Source organism: Sphingorhabdus sp. (genome assembly GCF_050921905.1).
In the GTDB taxonomy this organism is placed as follows: Bacteria; Pseudomonadota; Alphaproteobacteria; order Sphingomonadales; family Sphingomonadaceae; genus Sphingorhabdus_B.
The window spans coordinates 259,629-277,461 of sequence record NZ_CP050888.1 but is presented as its reverse complement, the minus strand read 5'-3'; the positions used below and the strand labels follow the sequence as shown (position 1 = coordinate 277,461).

Below are 17,833 nucleotides of genomic sequence, written 5' to 3'. Positions count from 1 at the left end.
CATGAAACTTTCCGACACCTCCGTCCGTAGACCCGTATTCGCAGCCGTCATTGCGATTTTAATGCTGCTCGTTGGTGTTGTCGGGTTTTTAAGTCTGCCCGTCCGGGAATATCCGGACACTGAACCGCCAATCGTATCTGTCGACACAACCTACACCGGCGCAGCCGCTACGGTCGTTGAATCGCGCGTTACGCAAGTCCTCGAAAATTCGCTTGCCGGTATTGAGGGGATTCAAACCATCACATCGCGTTCACGCGACGGGCAGTCGGACATTACCATCGAATTTGCGCCGGGCCGTTCGGTAGACAGCGCCGCCAATGATGTCCGTGATCGTGTCGGAGGGGCTGCGGACGATTTGCCCGAAGAAGTGCTACCACCCGAAGTGCGCAAGGTCGATGCGGACGCGTCGCCAATCCTGTTTCTCGTCGTGTCAAAGCCCGGTTGGTCGCGGCTTGAGCTCAGCGATTATGTCGACCGCAATCTCGTTGACCGTTTTTCGTCCATCGACGGCGTAGCCCGTGTATTTGTAGGCGGCGAAGCGCGGCCTTCCATGCGGATATGGCTTCAGCCGGATCGCTTGGCGGCTTTGGGCCTGACGCCGATAGACATTGAAAATGCCTTGCGCAGCCAGAATGTGGAGCTGCCCGCCGGGCGGCTTGAATCCACCGATCAAAATGTCACGCTGCGGGTCAGCCGCCCTTTTGGCACCGAAGCCGAATTTCGTCAGTTGATCGTCGCGCGGGGCGCAGATGGATCGTTGACGCGACTGGGTGATGTGGCGCGGGTCGAAACGGGTCCGGAAAATCCTTACGCAGCGTTCCGCCTCAATGGGGAATCTGCGTTAGGCATGGGTATTGTGCGTCAATCCGGCGCGAACACACTGGCCGTGGCCGAGCGTGCGAAGCAACTTGCCGAGCAGATCAAACCCACTTTGCCGCAAGGCATGACAATTACCGTTGGTTCCGATGACTCGTTGTTCATCAGCAAGGCGATCAGCAGCGTGTGGGTTACCCTGGCAGAAGCAGCAGCGCTGGTTGTCTTGGTCATCTTCCTGTTTTTGGGCAGTTGGCGCGCGACCCTTATTCCGGCGGTCACGGTGCCCATTTGCTTGCTCGCAACCTTTGCCGTCCTGTGGTTCCTCGGCTTTTCGATTAACTTGCTGACGCTATTGGCAATGGTGCTGGCGATTGGCCTTGTTGTCGATGACGCCATTGTTGTGCTTGAAAACGTCTATCACCGCATTGAACAGGGTGAGCCGCCCTTGGTCGCGGCAGTAACCGGAACGCGCCAAGTGGCGTTTGCGGTTGTTTCCACCACCGTCGTCGTGTGCGCCGTCTTCGTGCCCGTGATGTTTCTGGCTGGCCAGACGGGCTTACTTTTCCGCGAATTGGCTGGCGCGATGATTGCGGCCATTGCCTTTTCGGGTTTTGTCGCCCTCAGCCTTGCCCCGATGTTATGTTCCAAGTTGCTGAAGCAGGAAGAACGCGGGCGTGTGGCCAAATGGGTAGATGACAAGTTTCAGCGGCTTGAGCGTCGATATACCCGCCTGCTGTCAGTTGTGATCGCAAAGCCATTGGTAACATCGCTTTGCGTGCTTTGTTTCCTTTCATGTGCTGGATTCCTGTTCACCACATTGCAATCGGAACTCGCGCCGGCCGAAGATGTCGGCATATTGAACGCCAACATTTCCGCGCCTGAGGGCACTGGCTATGAAGCCATGGACAAATATATGCTTCAGGCGTCGGAACCGATCGTGAAGCTGATCGAAAAGGGCACGGTCAGGTCAATCATTCAGCGCACGCCCGGCGGATTTGGACCCAGCGACGATTTCAACAGCGGGACATTTATCGTCTTTCTGAAACCGTGGGACGAACGGACCGAGAAAACCGAAGATGTGGTTGCGCAGGTCAACAAGATCCTCGCCGAGCTACCTGCTGTTCGCGGCAATGCTTCGGTGCGCTCGTCCATCGGACGTGGACGCGGTCAGCCCATAAATTTTGTGATTGCGGGTTCAACATATGAATCGCTGAGCATTGCGCGTGACCGCATCTTGGCCGCCGCAAGTGAAAATCCCGGCATCGTAAACATGGACTCCGATTATAAGGAAACCAAACCCCAAATGGAGATTCAGGTCGATACTGCGCGCGCGGGCGACCTCGGCATCTCAGTGGCAGAGGTCAGCCAGGCGCTACAAACGCTTTTGGGTTCGCGCCGGGTATCGACCTATTTAGATCGCGGCGAAGAATATCGCGTCATCGTGCAAGCGGATGCAGCGGATCGCGCCACTGCGGAAAATCTCGCTGCGATCCAGCTTCGGACGCGTGACGGATCATTGGTGTCGCTCGCCAACCTCATAAAATACACAGAGACCGCAGGCGCGCGCGATTTGGGGCGCTTCAACAAGCTGCGCGCAATCACGCTGCAGGGGGGCCTCGCGCCGGGCTATACCATGGGGGAGGCCTTGGCCTTTTTGGAAGAGCAAGCCGCTGCATCCCCAGAGGTACTGGCGGTTGGCTATCGGGGCGAAAGTCAGGCTTTCAAGGAAACCGGCGGCTCAATCATGCTTGTATTCTTACTGACCATCCTTCTCGTGTATCTCGTGCTCGCCGCACAGTTTGAAAGCTTCGTGCATCCTGTGACCATCATTATGACGGTACCATTGGCGGTCGGGGGTGGCATCATTGGTCTTGCGCTCACCGGCATGACGTTGAACCTATATAGCCAGATTGGTATTGTGATGCTCGTCGGGCTTGCCGCGAAGAACGGTATTCTGATCGTCGAATTTGCGAACCAGTTACGCGACGAAGGCATGGAAATACTGGAGGCCGTTCAACAAGCCGCTACCCGTCGTTTGCGACCCATTTTGATGACATCTATAGCTACGGTATTCGGGGCCATTCCCTTGGCTATTGCGAGTGGTGCCGGTGGCGCTGCGCGGTCAGCCATTGGCGTGGTGATTGTTTTCGGTGTGACACTGGCGACGTTCATCACACTCATACTCATCCCGCTCATTTATGCGCGGCTTACCAAATATACAGGCTCTCCCGAGGCGGTGTCGCGCCGCTTGGAACAGGAAATGAAAACGCAAGAAGCACCGCTGTCTTAGCGCACGTTGCGATAAAAATTCTTCGCAAAAAAATTTCGTTACTTTTTAATGCGTTAATATTATCTACAATCTTCCCTCAGGCAGGAGAGCAGGGAGCGTAGATGTACAAGAATTTGGTGATTTTCGGCACGCGGCCCGAGGCCGTTAAGCTCTTCCCGGTTATAAACGCGCTGTCGCAACATCCGGATATGCACACCGAAGTCCTCGTCAGCGGGCAACATCGGCACATGCTGGACCAAGTGCTGTCGATCAGCGGCATCGTGCCAGATTATGACCTTGACCTCATGCGCACGGAACAGTCACTCGACACGCTCACGGCGCGCCTGCTGCAAACAATTGGGGTGGTACTGGACAAAGCGAAGCCGGATCGCGTCATCGTTCAGGGCGATACCGTAACGGCTATGGTCGGCGCGCTAGCCGCTTATTATCGCAAAATTCCGGTGAGCCATATCGAAGCGGGATTGCGCAGCCATGACATTTATCAGCCATGGCCCGAAGAGGTAAATCGCAAGATGGGCACCTCCAAAAACCTCTGGCATTTGAGCGTGTGATCTGATTCAACGGTCCCCATCGGGAGGCGATTATGAAGCAGGCGGGTTTGTTCGGTTTATCGGATCATTTGAAGCGGCTTTCGGCCAATGGCGATCCGCTTGAGGCGCTGGGGCGGATAGTGGATTTTGAAGGCTTTCGTGTGATCCTGGACAATGCACTGGCTTATTCGGACGGTTCGAAGGGTGGCAGACCGCCCTATGACTGCGTATCGATGTTCAAGATCCTTATTCTGGCGGCGCAGAACAATGTGGCCGATGCCCGCATGGAGTATCTGATCCGTGATCGGTTGAGCTGGCTGCGTTTTCTGGGCTTTGATCTTGGAGCGCCAACGCCTGATGCCAACACGATCCGGCTATTCCGGGAGAAGTTGACCGATGCCGGAACCTTGCAGGTGCTGTTTGACGCCTTTGACCACCGGCTGCGAACCAATGGATATCTGGCAATGGGCGGCCAGATCGTCGATGCAACGCTGATTGCAGCCCCCAAGCAGCGCAATACGCAAGACGAGAGGGACGCAATCAAGGTCGGCAAGACGGCACAGGAAGTCTGGCCCGACCAACCCGCCAAGGCTGCGCAGAAAGACACAGATGCGCGCTGGACGGTGAAGTTTGCCAAAGCGCGCATGGCTGCGAACGGCAAGCCGCAGATCGACATTGCGATCCCAAGCTTTGGCTACAAGAATCATATAGCTATCGATCAGCGCTTCGGGTTCATCCGCAAGGCTGTGGTCACGCACGGCGCGCGTCATGATGGATCACAACTGCGCGAAGTGGTTACGACAAACAACACTGCATCTGATGTGTGGGGCGACACCGCTTACCGGTCCAAGACCAATGAAGCGTGGCTTGCAGCCCATGGCCGGGTCAGCCGCATCCACCGCAAGAAGCCAAAGGGCAAGCCACGGTCAGAAGCGCTTCGTGCAGCCAACCGAACAAAGTCGAAGATACGTGCAAGGGTCGAGCACGTCTTTGCGCAGCAAAAGGCGCATATGGGACTGTTCATCCGCACCATCGGCATCAAGCGTGCCGAGACGAAGATCATGCTCGCCAATCTTGCGTACAATATGCAGCGCCTGCTGTTCCACGAACGACGAGCGGCGACAGGATAATTGTGTCCAAAATCCAGAAATAGGGGCCAAAACAGCCGCAATAGAGCCAATCTCAGCCCGAAATGCACCGATCAGGTGCCTGCAACGCGCATATCGAGGCCGCTTGACCAAAATCAACGGTTAATGGAGGTGCCCAGATTATAGGCAATATTGCCAATCAGCATTTCGCCGCGACCGAGACATCCGCGGCGGCATTACGGGCAGAATCTATTCCAGCCGATCGTGTCTTTGTAACTGGCAATACCGTGATTGATGCGCTGCATTGGGTCTTAAAGCGAATTGTCCACGATCCGTCGCTCATTCTTGGCCTTGCGCCGTTGGAGGCCCGGTTTCGCGGTCGTAAAATCATCGGTATTACCGCCCACCGACGGGAGAATATTGGCGCGGGCATGGTGAACATCGCGGCCGCGATAAAAGCCATTGCCGCGCGTGACGATGTGGCCTGTATCTTTCCTGTCCATATGAACCCGAAAGTCCGTGCGGTCATGAATGCGGCCTTAGGGGACTTACCCAATGTCGCCATGATTGAACCGCTGGATTATCCAAATTTTGCGCGGCTGTTGTCGATCAGCCATATCATACTGACCGATAGCGGCGGTGTGCAGGAGGAGGCACCCGCGCTCGGCAAACCCGTATTGGTCCTGCGCGAGACCACCGAACGGCCAGAAAGCGTCACAACGGGAATAGCGAAGCTCATCGGGACAGATACACAGCGGATCATTTGCGAAGTTTCGACGCTTTTGGACGATGACGCCGCTTATGCCGCAATGGCCCACGGGCGTTATTCCTTTGGCGATGGATATGCGAGCCAGCGCATAGCAGAAATAATCTCAAACGCACGTTGACAATATCCCGGGACTGTCGCGCCAACGCGGGGATTCGATTTATGTTTCCGGCTTGGTTCGGGTCAGCACCCTTGGAACCGATTGTCTCAAGACTTGTTCCTGCGCGGATAACATCATAAGGCGCACACATTTGGATACCGCCCTTAAGAAGGACAGTTAATGAAAATTGCTATGATCGGTTCGGGCTATGTCGGCCTTGTATCTGGCGCATGCTTTGCCGATTTCGGGCATGAAGTTGTCTGCGTGGACAAGGACGAGTCCAAAATCGCCCGTTTGCACGCCAATATCATGCCGATTTACGAGCCTGGCCTTGACGCGCTTGTCAAAACCAATGTCGATGCAGGCCGGTTAAGCTTTTCAACGGATGTCACCGAAGCAGTCAAAGAGTGCGATGCGGTTTTCATCGCCGTGGGCACGCCTTCGCGTCGTGGTGATGGCCATGCGGACTTGAGCTATGTCTACGCCGCTGCCGAGGAATTGGCGCGCGCGATCGATCCGCACACCGTCGTTGTTACGAAATCGACCGTTCCAGTCGGCACCGGCGACGAAGTCGAGCGGATCATCCGCGAAACAAGCCCCGATCTGGACTTTGCGGTGGTATCCAACCCCGAATTCTTGCGTGAGGGCGCCGCCATTGGCGATTTTAAGCGCCCAGACCGCATTGTCGTCGGCAGCGATGTCGAATGGGCCCGCGATGTCATGCGCGCTGTGTACCGCCCGCTCTTCCTCAACGAATCGCCCTTGTTATTCACCAGCCGCCGTTCGTCGGAACTCATCAAATATGCCGCCAACGCATTTTTGGCGACGAAGATCACCTTCATAAATGAAATGGCCGATCTCTGCGAAAAACTGGGTGCGAACGTGCAAGACGTGTCGCGCGGCATTGGCCTCGATAACCGCATCGGGTCGAAGTTTCTGCATGCCGGCCCAGGCTATGGCGGCAGTTGCTTTCCAAAGGACACTCTCGCGCTCCTCAAGACCGCGCAGGACCATGAAACACCCGTTCGGGTGGTTGAGGCTGTGGTGCAGGCAAATGACCTTAGAAAGCGCGCTATGGGCCGCAAGATCATCACGGCGCTGGGTGGTGATGTGCGCGGCCTGAAGATTGGCCTGCTTGGCCTGACGTTTAAGCCCAACACGGACGATATGCGCGATGCACCGTCGATTGCGATTGTCCAGACCTTGCTAGACGCTGGTGCAATCGTTCACGCCCACGATCCAGAGGGTATGGAAGAAGCCGCGAAGATCCTGCCCGACGTCATCATGGCCGACAGCGCTTATGATGCCGCACAAGGCGCACACGCCGTGGCGTTGGTTACCGAGTGGGATGCCTATCGCGCGCTTGACCTCAAAAAACTACACGCAGCCATGGCGGGCGATGTCCTTGTGGATTTGCGCAACATCTACCGCCCCGAGGACACAGCCGCCGCTGGGTTTAACTATGTCAGCGTGGGGCGCTAATTTTAATTCTCAGCGGCTTCAGTTTACCTGCCGCTCAAAACCAGCCCAATATGGCGCGCGTAGGTCCTTGCGCAGGATTTTGCCCGACGCATTGCGCGGCAAAGCCGCAATTATGTCAACGGAACGTGGCACCTTAAAGCCTGCGATGCGTTCGCGCGCCCAGCCAATGACGCTTTCGGGATCAATGTGTGCGCCAGGTTTGGGAACGCATACCGCCTTCACCGCTTCCCCCCATTTGGCGTCAGGCACGCCAATCACCGCGACCTCCAATATATCGGGATGTCCGTAAATCGCGCTTTCGACTTCAGCGGGATAGACATTTTCACCGCCCGTGATGATCATGTCTTTCACGCGGTCGTGGATATACATATATCCGTCCTCATCCAGATATCCCGCATCACCGGTTTTAATCCAGCCTCCGTCGGCAACGGTGCCTTTCGTGGCGTCGGGTAAGTTCCAATAGCCAATCATATTGTTGGACGACCGCGTCCAAATCTCACCCACTTCGCCAACCGCAACATCGTTCCCTGCCCCATCCACCACGCGCAATTCGACGCCGGGAAGCGGCTTACCGGCCGAACGCATGCGTGTATTGCCATTGGGGTCATGGTCCTCGGGCGGCAACATGCAGATCGTGCCTGTCGTTTCCGTCATACCATAAACCTGAATAAATTCTGCGCTGAACACATCCATGCACTGGCGCAGCAGTTCAAGCGGAATGGGCGCTGCGCCGTAGAGGATATATTTAAGGCGGCTATAATCTACGTTGCGGCAACGCGGGTGGTTGACCATCATCTGCAAAGCCGCAGGGACGATGAAAAGCCGCGTTGCCCCGCCCTTTTCGATAGCATCAAAGACGGAATCTGGCGAGAACTCCGCCTGCACGAGCGCGGGCAGGCCTGATGCCATGGCCATGATGCCAAGTCCGGTTCCGCCAATATGCGCGCAAGGCATGGCGATGAGGACGACCTCATCATCTTCCCATTTGCTATAGGCATGCGCCTCTTCGGCTGCGTTTTTACGCAGCGCGAACAGGTTCCGGTTGGAAAGCACCGCGCCTTTGGGATTACCCGTCGTGCCGGAGGTGTAGAGTTGCAGCACGGCGTCGTCAGGGCCAGCAGGCTCAAACGCGGTGCGCGCCGTCGCGTCAATCATATCGCGCGCTTCTTCTTCGGCTATAACCCGATCGACACCAGCTATCTCGCGGGCCAGAGCGTGCACACCCGCCTCAAACCCCTGCCCCGCAAAGAGCAGCCGTGCGCCAGTATCGTTGGCGATATAGGCCCATTCCGCAGGCGCAAGACGCCATCCGACGGGCACCATCACCACACCAATCCGCGCAGCGCCGTAAAAAAGCGCAAAGTATAAATCACTGTTTTTGCCTATCCAGGCAATCCGGTCGCCCTTTTTCAGCCCTAACCCAAGGAGCATCGCGACGATCTTCGCGGTGCGCTCCTCCAACTGGCCATATGTGAAATGGCGGTCCTCCTGCGAAAGCGCCACCCATTCCTGCCGTTCCGCCGCCCAGTGCGTTAAAAAACCATCAAAGCTCAATATGTCGTAGCTGGCAACGGCCATATCATTCTCTCCTAGCAATGGCCATTTTTCGCAGAGGCCTGATGCAATGTGTCGAGAGATTATAGCGGCCTGTCAATATTGTGATTTGCCGACGACTAAGCGCGGAAAATCAACGATAGATTGTTCGCGGGCATATCGATGACTGAGTCCAAGTGGAGCCCTGATACATTCGCTTCTGCTGCAATGTCCTCGACAAAGCGCAGGCCCCATAAGGCATTTTGTTGCCGCAGCGCAGCATCAAAGGCGGCATTGCTGTCGGCCAGCGGGACGTCGCGTTGGTTGTAGGGTCCGTAGATGAAAAGCACGGCAGACTGCGGCAAAAGGCGCGCGGCGTTGCGCAATAGACCAACGGTGGCGGCCCATGGGCTAATATGCGTCATGTTGATGCAGACGACCGCGTCCGCTTGCGCTATCGGCCAATCTGCCGACGCATCGAGCAACATCGCGGGCCGCACGTTCGGAACTTTGGAATCCGCACGCCACGCGTTGATCGATGCAAGGGCGATTGGGTCCGGGTCGCTTGGCTGCCATGTCAGTGCGGGGAACATTTTTGCAAAATGCACGACATGTTCGCCGGTGCCGCTCGCCACTTCAAGAACGAGGCCTTCTGTCGGAAGCACACACGCCAAAGTTTGCGCAATCACATCACGGTTGCGCTCCGTCGCCGGCGCGTGGCGTTTTACCTTCGCGCCAACTTCAAAAACAAACGGCTGCGGTCCACTCACTCCGCCGCAACCGCCTGTTCGGGCTCGCGCCAGACCAACACGGGCTTACGCGCGGCTTGCGTTTCATCCAGACGGCGACGCGGCGCATAATGCGGCGCGGACTTTAACGACGGGTCGCCCGCCTTGGCCCGCTCCGCAACGCGACCCAGCGCGCCAATGAACTGGTCCAGCGTGGCCTTGCTCTCGGTCTCGGTCGGTTCCACCAACATCGCGCCATGCACCACGAGCGGGAAATACACCGTCATCGGGTGATAGCCTTCGTCAATCAGACCCTTGGCGATGTCGAGCGTGGAGAAGCCTTCGGCCAACCCATTATCGCTGAACAATGCCTCATGCATGCAAGGGCCGCTATGGGCGAAGGGTGCTTCAAGAACGTCCTCCAAGCTGCGCAAGATATAGTTGGCGTTCAGCACGGCATCTTCTGCCACTTGGCGCAAGCCATCTGCGCCATGCGACATGATGTAGGACAAAGCCCGCGTAAACATGCCCATCTGGCCGTGAAAGGCCACCATGCGGCCGAAGCTGGACCCGAGGTGCTCGCCAGCCGTTTCCTCTTCGACCAGCCGATAATGATCACCATTTTTATCGACGAAAGGCAGCGGCGCATAAGGGGCCAATGCTTCGGACAGGACAACTGGCCCGGAACCCGGCCCACCACCACCATGTGGGGTCGAAAATGTCTTGTGTAGGTTGATGTGCATGGCATCAACGCCCAAATCGCCGGGGCGCACACGACCAACAATTGCGTTGAAGTTCGCGCCGTCGCAATACACATAGCCACCCGCCGCATGCACAGCGTCCGAAATTTCGCGCATATCCCGCTCGAACAGGCCACAGGTGTTGGGGTTGGTGATCATAACACCCGCAACATCGGGACCAAGCCGCGCCTTCAACGCGGCCAGATCGACGCGGCCCTCCGATGTCGCGGGAATATTCTCCACCGCATAACCTGCAAAGGCCGCCGTCGCCGGATTGGTGCCATGCGCGCTTTCGGGACAGAGGATAACCGAACGGGCGTCACCGCGCGCGGTCAGCGCCGCGCGAATGGCAAGGATGCCGCACAATTCACCATGCGCCCCTGCCTTGGGCGACATCGCCACGGCCTTCATGCCGGTCAACGTAACCAACCAATGTGCCAGTTCGTGAATAACGCCAAGCGCACCTTGGACGGTCTCGACCGGCTGCAGCGGATGGACATCGGCAAAGCCAGCCATGCGCGCGACCTTTTCATTCAGGCGCGGGTTGTGCTTCATCGTGCAGCTACCGAGCGGGAAGAAACCGAGGTCAATCGCGTAATTCTGGCGGCTAAGGCGCGTATAATGGCGTACCGTCTCAGGCTCCGACAGGCCGGGAAGGCCAATGTCGCGATGCCGTTCCAGATTACCTAAGCGCGACGCGACCTGCGGTGAATCGGCGAGATCAACGCCGGTTGTTCCGGCGGTGCCAATCTCGAAAATCAACGCCTCTTCCAGCATTAGTGCCTTGTTGCCGGTGTAGGTTGCAAGGGCAGTGTCGTCGGCATTGCCCATTTCGGGCTTCCATCCGCTCTGGTTGATGCTGTTCATGCCAAAATCTCCTGCAAAGCGACGGCGAATGCTTCGATATCCGCGCTGGTGGCAGTCTCCGTAACGGCCACAAGCAGGCCGTTCGAAAGCGCGTCTGCATTGGGGTAAAGACGCCCAAGCGACACGCCGCCAAGTATTTTTCGGTCGGCGAGCGCGCGCACAACGGGCCGCGCTTCTTTCGGTAGCTTCAACGTGAATTCGTTGAAGAAGCTATCATTGACCAATTCGACGCCCGGAATTTGGGTAAACCGATCCGCCGCTTGCACCGCAAGTGCATGGTTCAACTGCGCTAATCCGCGCAGCCCCTTTTCGCCGAGCAAGGTGAGATGCACACTGAAGGCCAAGGCGCAAAGACCTGAATTGGTACAGATATTTGACGTCGCCTTTTCACGGCGAATATGCTGCTCACGCGTGGACAGCGTCAGAACGAAGCCCCGCTTTCCTTGCGCGTCCACAGTCTCCCCGCATAAACGACCGGGCATTTGGCGGACGAATTTTTCCTTGCACGCAAATAGTCCAACATAAGGCCCACCAAATTGCAGGCCGACGCCAAGCGACTGCCCCTCACCCACCACGATGTCCGCGCCCATGTCTCCAGGTGCTTTGATCGCGCCCAAGGCAACGGGTTCCGTCACGACGGCAATCAACAACGCCCCATGCGCATGCGCCTTGGCGGCGATGGCAGACAGGTCTTCGATCCGCCCCAATATGTCGGGATATTGCACCACGACGCAGCTTGTCTCGCCGTCGATAGCGGCGAGCAAACGCGCGCTGTCGGTCTGTGCGGACAGTTCCGGCAATCTTGTGTCCAACGTATCGCCTGTATATTGCGCCATGGTCTTGGCCACGCTGACATAATGCGGATGCAGCCCTGATGACAGCAGTGCCTTTGTCCGCTTGGTAATGCGGCCAGCCATGCCAATGGCTTCCCAACAGGCGGTCGAGCCGTCATACATCGACGCATTGGCGACATCGCAACCAAACAGACGCGCAACCTGCGTCTGGAATTCGAACAGCATCTGCAACGTGCCCTGCGCGATTTCGGGCTGATAGGGCGTGTACGCCGTCAGGAACTCGCCGCGCTGGATGATATGGTCAACGCTCGCGGGCACATGATGCTTATATGCGCCCGCGCCCAAGAAGAATGGATGATGCGACGCGGTCATATTTTGACGCGCAAGTTCGGAAAAATGCCGCTCCACCGCCATTTCACTGGCGTGATTGGGCAGGCCACGGATTGGCCCATCCAGTCGCGCCTCGGCAGGCACATCACAGAATAGATCATCAATCGATTTTGCCCCGATGACGGCAAGCATCGCCTGCCGGTCGGATGGGGTTAGCGGTAAATAGCGCATTTCAATCTCCATAGCCCGCGTCGCGAGCGGATTATCTTAAAGCCCGTCGACAAATGCCTGATATGCGGCGGCGTCCATGAGGCTATCGAGCTCGCTGCTGTCGCTTAAGGTCAGCTTGAAGAACCAGCCTTCGCCTTCCGGGTCGCTGTTTACCAAAGCGGGATCGCCTTCCAAGGCGTCATTGCCTTCAATGACCGTGCCGCTGACGGGCGCGTAAACGTCGGATGCGGCCTTCACCGATTCCACGACGGCTGCATCGCCGCCTTTTTTAAGCGTTGCACCTACCGCAGGAACTTCGGCAAACACGATGTCGCCCAATTGGCTTTGCGCATATTGCGTGATGCCGACTGTTGCGCTGTCGCCGTCAACTTCGATCCACTCATGATCTTCGGTGAAATAACGGGTCATGTGTTTGCTCCTTTGCGATGATAATGATGTGGGATGAAGGGTAGATTTGCGACGGTAATGGACACGCGCTTGCCGCGCACTTCGGCTGCAAGCATGGTGCCGACGGCGTTATGGGCCGCATCAACATAGCCCATGGCAATCGGTGCGCCGACGCTTGGGCCAAAGCCGCCGGAAGTAATGACGCCCACTTGCGCTTCGCCTACAAAAATCGGTGCGCCTTCGCGGACGGGCATTTTGCCTTCGACCGAAAGGCCGACCAGTCTGCGTGCCGGGCCATTGGCAAGCGCTTTTAGGATACGATCAGACCCCGCAAAGCCACCTTCCGCCCGGCGGCGTTTGGAAATGGCAAAGGCGGCGTTGGCTTCGACGGGCTCCAGTTCAGGGTTCATGTCATGACCATAGAGCGGCAAGCCCGCCTCAAGCCGGAGCGAATCACGTGCGCCAAGGCCAATTGGCTTAACCTCTGGTTGCGCACATAATTGGTCTGCCAATGCCTTTGCGTGCGTTGCGGGCACGGCGATTTCAAAGCCATCCTCCCCGGTATAGCCCGAACGGCTGATCCAAAGCGGCTCAGGATCGGTTTTGGGACCCCAGAAGAATGAACCCGCCTCCATGAAATATAGCGCGTCCACGCCCGGCACGACACGTTTCAACGCATCGACCGCCTTGGGCCCTTGCAGCGCCAACAATGCGCGATCTTCCATATTGTTGATGGTGATTTCGTCGGGCAGATATTCGCGCAGATAGCCCATATCATCCCACTTCACTGCGCCATTGACGACGACATACAGCCCCATGGGAGCCGCCGTAATCATCATGTCGTCCAGCACGCCGCCGTCTTCGGCCAGCAAGAGCGAATAGCGCATCTTGCCTTCTTTCAGGGCGGAAATGTCGCCGGGGACCAGCGCTTCAAGCGCTTCGGCGGCACCATCGCCGGTCAGCAGCAACTGACCCATATGGCTAACATCGAACAGCCCGGCATTTTCGCGCGTCCATATATGTTCGGCCATGATGCCTTCATATTGGATGGGCATGTGGTAGCCCGCAAATTCGACCATGCGGGCGCCTTTGTCACGATGCCAAGCGTCGAGCGGCAGTTCCAATATTTCGATGGGTTCGAGTTCTAATTCGTCTTCTTCGCGCATATCAGTCCGTTCAAAAGATGCAGCAACCGGCGCTGGATAGCGCCAAGTCTGCTGCCCCCTCTGTCACGGGTACCTGAGAGCTTTATCCGCGATATGCGCCATGCATGGCGTATATGGCAGGTTACACCTTCGGTGGCGTATCTCAGCCAACGGCCAAGATAAGCGCTTTCCAGAGTGTCGCAAAAGCCGAAGCGGTCCTTTTGCCTGAGAGATTCCGGGGCGGTTGCTCCTTCGGCGGTCCCTTTAAGGGACGCTCTCCCGCCTCGTCAGCGACTTTTCTCCATTGGCGTTAGCCTATTGCAGAGTCAACCCGCGAGCGCGCGGATGGAATCATTTTCGTGGATAAAAACACCTTCGTCGGGCCTATCTGCCAACGCCGCGATGGCCTGTGCCAATATATGCGATGGCGTGGAGGCATATTTCCGCATCGGCCCAATCATCAGCCTGTCGGCAAATGGCGACAATAAAATCCCTAATGACTCGCCCGGACGGTGCGCGTCGCGCTTGCCACCCGTCAGCAGGCTCGGGCGCATGATATCAAGCCGTTGAAAGCCAATGTTGCGAAGCCCCTGCTCCATCTCGGCCTTAGTTCGAAGGTAGAAATTGCTGCTCGCTGGCATCGCGCCTACCGACGAGACAGTTATGAAACGCTGTGTTCCGGATTCATGGCTGGCCGCTGCAAAGGCAAGCACCAGATCATGATCGACGGCCCGGAAAGCCGCACGCGACCCTGCGGTGCGTATCGTAGTTCCCAAGCATGAAATGGCGACGGCAGGTTTGATTCGCGTCACAATCGCTGGCCAGTCATCGCTTGGGGCAACATGTTCATGCACATTGGGGGTTGCTTGCGCGGTAGGTTGACGCGACACCAAATGGACCTCAACGCCGTTGCGGGCCAGTAAAACCGCCAACTGTTTTCCAACCAAGCCCGAGCCACCGGCAATGACGATTTTCGATTTCACGCCGCGTTCCCGCAAAGTTCGCGGTGCCGGTCGGTGGCGTAACGATCTGTCATCCCGGCCAGAAAGTCGCCGATATGGCGGCTGCGCGCCGGGTCTTGCTCCGGCAGATTCTCGCGCCATTCGGGTGGCAGCAGCCGAACATCGTTTCGATAGACCCCAAACAGTTCGCGCACGATCTTCGATGCCTCCACCGCCGCCGCAGTCTGCGTGGGGTGATAATAGAGCTTTTGATACATGAATTTTTTAAGCCGCCGCTCACGCGCTGCCATTTCAGAGGAAAACCCACCAATCATGACGCCAGCCTTGCGCACATCATCGGCAGTTCTGATCCCGAGTTCGTCTATGCGCGCGCGCGTGGATTCAATCACATCATTGACCATCACGCCAATCTGCTCACGAGTCAGCTCGCCAATCAAGCGGCGCGGGCGGACATCGGGGTAGCGGGCCAAGATAGCCTCCCAACGGTCCGCCACGAACGGCAGTTCAAGCAATTGGTCCATGTCAAGCAGCCCTGCCCTGATGCCGTCATCGATATCGTGATTGTCATACGCGATATCGTCGCTGATCGCCGCAACCTGCGCCTCCAACGAAGGCCAATCGGTCAGATTTAGGTCAAAGCCATGATTCACTTCGGCCAAGGCCCAACCGGGGTTGGCAACCGGACCATTATGTTTGGCCAGCCCTTCCAGCAGTTCCCAGCTTAAGTTTAATCCAGGCCATGACGGATAAGGCGATTCAAGCAGCGTCAGCGTACGCAGCGTCTGCGCATTATGGTCGAACCCGCCAAAAGGCTTCATCGCTTCTTCCAACGCATCCTCACCCGCATGACCGAAGGGCGGATGGCCAATATCGTGGGCCAGACACAAGGCCTCGGTCAGATCTTCATTCAAGCCCAGCGCGCGGGCGATCGTCCGACCAATTTGAGCTACCTCAAGACTATGTGTCAGACGGACCCGAAAATGGTCGCCATCGGGGGAAATAAAAACCTGCGTCTTGTGGCGCAGGCGACGGAACGCGATGGAGTGAATGATACGGTCGCGGTCGCGCTGGAAAATATCACGTGGTCCGCGCACATCGCTTGACGGTTCGGCATGTAGCCGACCTCGGCTATGATCAGGACAGGAAGCATAAGGGGCAAGATGCGACATGCCGCGCTTATGCCGCCAAGTGTCCCCAACCGGAAGCCACTATTTTGTTTTCAACGGATTAACGACTTCGCCAATCTCGCTTTTCCACATAAAGGCGTCACCACCCGCCTTTTTATAGTCGCCTTCCCATTTCTTTGCGGCTTTCAGGTTGGGAAACGGACCAACCAACAGCCGGTCCGTCCTGCCCCATTCGGACGTGTATGGGCTCCGGGATTTGAGCAATGCCGCATATGTTTTGTTGAGTTTGCGATAATCAAAGCCAAGAGCATTGGCGTTTCCTGCCGCAATCTGCACCCAGTAGCGCGCGGGATGATCCTTTTGGGCTTTGGCTTTCGCCAAAACCTTGGGATCAACCTTTGCTGGCTCTGCCGTCGCCTTGGGTACCCGTGGTTTCAATTTTTTCAAATCGACTGGAACTTGCGAAGGCTGTTGTTCGCTTTCCGGAATATCAATGGCCCCCACAATTGCGCCCAGATTAAAGCTGGATGACGCAACCGGCACCGCAGGCGCGGGTTCAGACGCTGGCGCGGTAATCGCAGGGGCTTGCGATATAGGGAGTGCCTCCTTTATCGACCCGCCGCTTTGGGTTGGAACTGACGCAATAGCAGCGGGCACAGCAGCCGTCGCTGTCGGCGCAGGTGTCAGCGTGCTTGCCGGCCTTGGCAATGCTGCGCTGACCAATGGGCGCGCCGTTTCGGGCACCGGCAGCGCATTATTGCCGACGCTGGCAATCCGGGAGGTTTTCGCTTCCTCGGTCTTGGCCCGCGCGGTGGCAGTGCCAAGGCGGGACGTGTCCGTCTTAGGCAGCTTCTGTGCTTCGGGAATATTGGCGACTACCGCCTGAATTTCCGCCCGCTCCTGCGCCTTTCGGTCGCGTTTACGATCAGGCTTCGGGGGGTTTTTGTCGTCGCGCGCTGGCGTAGATTTTGGTCCAAGCGCAGCGCCCGAGGGAATAAGGCGATTATTGCCGGACACGACGGGCGTCTGCGGTAACGTCGATGCAATTCGGCGGACTTGTTCACTGTCACGCCCGACCGCTTGGCTCGTCGGGAAATGACCCAAATGTATTGCCGCCGCCTTCTGCGCAGCCGTCAGGGAGGGCATCAGCCGGAAAAAACGCTCCATACGCATCGCCGAACTTGCATCCATGAAACCTTGCGCGACTTTAGTCGATTCACGCAGCTCCCCACGGGCAGCAAGCATGAACGCCCGGGCACGCCATGCAGTGGAACTGTTGCGTTGCAGCAGCGGCACCAGCATCGCGTCGGCGGCTTCTTTTTGCCCCGCCAGAGACAAGGAAACCGCTTGGCGGATAATGAGGTCATCCGAGGTGGACGCTGTCCGCGCCAATTTATAATCCTGCTGCGCGCGGCCAAAATTACCCAATAGGTCAAACGCCAATGCACGATCCAGCGCAATCGAACGCTCATTCGCGCCAAGGCGGACCGCCTGATCAAACAACCGCAGTGCTTCAAACGGATTTTCAGTGCGCACGGTCGCCGTCGCCAGACCTGACACGATACGGCTGTTCCCCGGGCGAAGCGCATTGGCACGCGTGAAGAAGTTCAAAGCGGCGTTGGCGTCCCCCAAGGCAAGCGACGCGTTGCCAGCATCGGCCATGGCGTCAGCATCGGAGGGATTAAAAGATATCCGGCGCATGGCCGCACGCAACTCGGCTGCACCAGCAGGCTCCGAACTTATTGGTGCAGCAGGGGTTGCCTGGTCAAATGCCTCAAGCGCGCTTTCATCAACGGCTTGCGCAAACGCGCCCGATGATAAAGCGAGCGCACAGAGTATCCCTGCATCACGTAACATTGTCACATTCATTCGCCCTTATTTGAACGCCGATTGCCGGACGCAAAGCAGGATTACGCA

12 protein-coding genes, 2 pseudogenes and 1 riboswitch are annotated in these 17,833 nt (G+C 57.3%); of the genes and pseudogenes, 5 read left to right on the top strand and 9 right to left on the bottom strand.

Annotation, left to right across the window (positions count from 1 at the left end):
• Position 1: 1 nt before the first annotated feature.
• The 5 genes and pseudogenes from HEQ18_RS01360 to HEQ18_RS01340 all read left to right on the top strand — a co-directional run bounded on the left by HEQ18_RS01360 (position 2) and on the right by HEQ18_RS01340 (position 7,072).
• The gene (locus tag HEQ18_RS01360) at positions 2-3,106 is read left to right on the top strand and encodes an efflux RND transporter permease subunit (RefSeq protein ID WP_432815218.1); all 3,105 of its coding nucleotides are present in this window, start codon (positions 2-4) and stop codon (positions 3,104-3,106) included.
• 101 nt (positions 3,107-3,207) lie between these two features.
• Positions 3,208-3,621: pseudogene (locus tag HEQ18_RS01355) on the top strand (UDP-N-acetylglucosamine 2-epimerase); the annotation flags it as partial.
• Between the two features lie 68 nt (positions 3,622-3,689).
• Positions 3,690-4,766 (top strand): IS5 family transposase, encoded by a 1,077-nt coding sequence (locus HEQ18_RS01350; protein ID WP_432815217.1) that lies wholly within the window; start codon positions 3,690-3,692, stop codon positions 4,764-4,766.
• 134 nt (positions 4,767-4,900) lie between these two features.
• A pseudogene (gene wecB, locus HEQ18_RS01345) lies at positions 4,901-5,611 on the top strand (non-hydrolyzing UDP-N-acetylglucosamine 2-epimerase); the annotation flags it as partial.
• 159 nt (positions 5,612-5,770) lie between these two features.
• On the top strand, positions 5,771-7,072 hold the full coding sequence (locus tag HEQ18_RS01340) for a UDP-glucose dehydrogenase family protein (RefSeq protein WP_432815216.1): 1,302 nt from the start codon (positions 5,771-5,773) through the stop codon (positions 7,070-7,072).
• A gap of 18 nt (positions 7,073-7,090) precedes the next feature.
• Here HEQ18_RS01340 and HEQ18_RS01335 read toward each other — a convergent pair whose 3' ends face one another.
• From HEQ18_RS01335 to HEQ18_RS01295, 9 genes are all read right to left on the bottom strand, one after another.
• Positions 7,091-8,650: a fatty acid--CoA ligase gene (locus HEQ18_RS01335; RefSeq protein WP_432815215.1), complete on the bottom strand. Its 1,560-nt coding sequence runs from the start codon at positions 8,648-8,650 to the stop codon at positions 7,091-7,093.
• Positions 8,651-8,745: 95 nt separating this feature from the next.
• Positions 8,746-9,375 carry a DUF938 domain-containing protein gene (locus HEQ18_RS01330; protein WP_432815214.1) on the bottom strand — a complete coding sequence of 210 codons (630 nt, stop codon included), beginning with the start codon at positions 9,373-9,375 and terminating at the stop codon, positions 8,746-8,748.
• Entirely contained in the window at positions 9,372-10,940 is a 1,569-nt protein-coding gene (gene gcvPB / locus HEQ18_RS01325) for an aminomethyl-transferring glycine dehydrogenase subunit GcvPB (protein WP_432815213.1), read from the bottom strand. The genes HEQ18_RS01330 and gcvPB overlap by 4 nt, the downstream gene beginning before the upstream one ends.
• On the bottom strand, positions 10,937-12,295 hold the full coding sequence (gcvPA, locus tag HEQ18_RS01320) for an aminomethyl-transferring glycine dehydrogenase subunit GcvPA (protein WP_432815212.1): 1,359 nt from the start codon (positions 12,293-12,295) through the stop codon (positions 10,937-10,939). The genes gcvPB and gcvPA overlap by 4 nt, the downstream gene beginning before the upstream one ends.
• A gap of 36 nt (positions 12,296-12,331) precedes the next feature.
• The gene (gcvH, locus tag HEQ18_RS01315; protein ID WP_397604462.1) at positions 12,332-12,703 is read right to left on the bottom strand and encodes a glycine cleavage system protein GcvH; all 372 of its coding nucleotides are present in this window, start codon (positions 12,701-12,703) and stop codon (positions 12,332-12,334) included.
• Entirely contained in the window at positions 12,700-13,848 is a 1,149-nt protein-coding gene (gene gcvT, locus HEQ18_RS01310) for a glycine cleavage system aminomethyltransferase GcvT (protein ID WP_432815211.1), read from the bottom strand. Before gcvT ends, gcvH begins: the two co-directional genes overlap by 4 nt.
• Before the next feature lie 182 nt (positions 13,849-14,030).
• A riboswitch (glycine riboswitch) is annotated at positions 14,031-14,119 on the bottom strand.
• A 34-nt stretch (positions 14,120-14,153) separates the two neighbouring features.
• Positions 14,154-14,810: an NAD-dependent epimerase/dehydratase family protein gene (locus HEQ18_RS01305; RefSeq protein ID WP_432815210.1), complete on the bottom strand. Its 657-nt coding sequence runs from the start codon at positions 14,808-14,810 to the stop codon at positions 14,154-14,156.
• Positions 14,807-15,958: a deoxyguanosinetriphosphate triphosphohydrolase gene (locus HEQ18_RS01300; protein ID WP_432815209.1), complete on the bottom strand. Its 1,152-nt coding sequence runs from the start codon at positions 15,956-15,958 to the stop codon at positions 14,807-14,809. The genes HEQ18_RS01305 and HEQ18_RS01300 overlap by 4 nt, the downstream gene beginning before the upstream one ends.
• Before the next feature lie 39 nt (positions 15,959-15,997).
• A complete protein-coding gene (locus HEQ18_RS01295) occupies positions 15,998-17,779 on the bottom strand; it encodes a hypothetical protein (protein ID WP_432815208.1) in 1,782 nt (593 codons plus the stop codon).
• Positions 17,780-17,833 lie beyond the last annotated feature (54 nt).

Coding starts and splice junctions, on each gene's coding strand:
- HEQ18_RS01360 (WP_432815218.1), top strand. CDS start 2: ATGAAACTTTCCGACACCTCCGTCCGTAGACCCGTATTCGCAGCCGTC.
- HEQ18_RS01350 (WP_432815217.1), top strand. CDS start 3,690: ATGAAGCAGGCGGGTTTGTTCGGTTTATCGGATCATTTGAAGCGGCTT.
- HEQ18_RS01340 (WP_432815216.1), top strand. CDS start 5,771: ATGAAAATTGCTATGATCGGTTCGGGCTATGTCGGCCTTGTATCTGGC.
- HEQ18_RS01335 (WP_432815215.1), bottom strand. CDS start 8,650: ATGGCCGTTGCCAGCTACGACATATTGAGCTTTGATGGTTTTTTAACG.
- gcvPB (WP_432815213.1), bottom strand. CDS start 10,940: ATGAACAGCATCAACCAGAGCGGATGGAAGCCCGAAATGGGCAATGCC.
- gcvPA (WP_432815212.1), bottom strand. CDS start 12,295: ATGCGCTATTTACCGCTAACCCCATCCGACCGGCAGGCGATGCTTGCC.
- gcvH (WP_397604462.1), bottom strand. CDS start 12,703: ATGACCCGTTATTTCACCGAAGATCATGAGTGGATCGAAGTTGACGGC.
- gcvT (WP_432815211.1), bottom strand. CDS start 13,848: ATGCGCGAAGAAGACGAATTAGAACTCGAACCCATCGAAATATTGGAA.
- HEQ18_RS01300 (WP_432815209.1), bottom strand. CDS start 15,958: ATGTCGCATCTTGCCCCTTATGCTTCCTGTCCTGATCATAGCCGAGGT.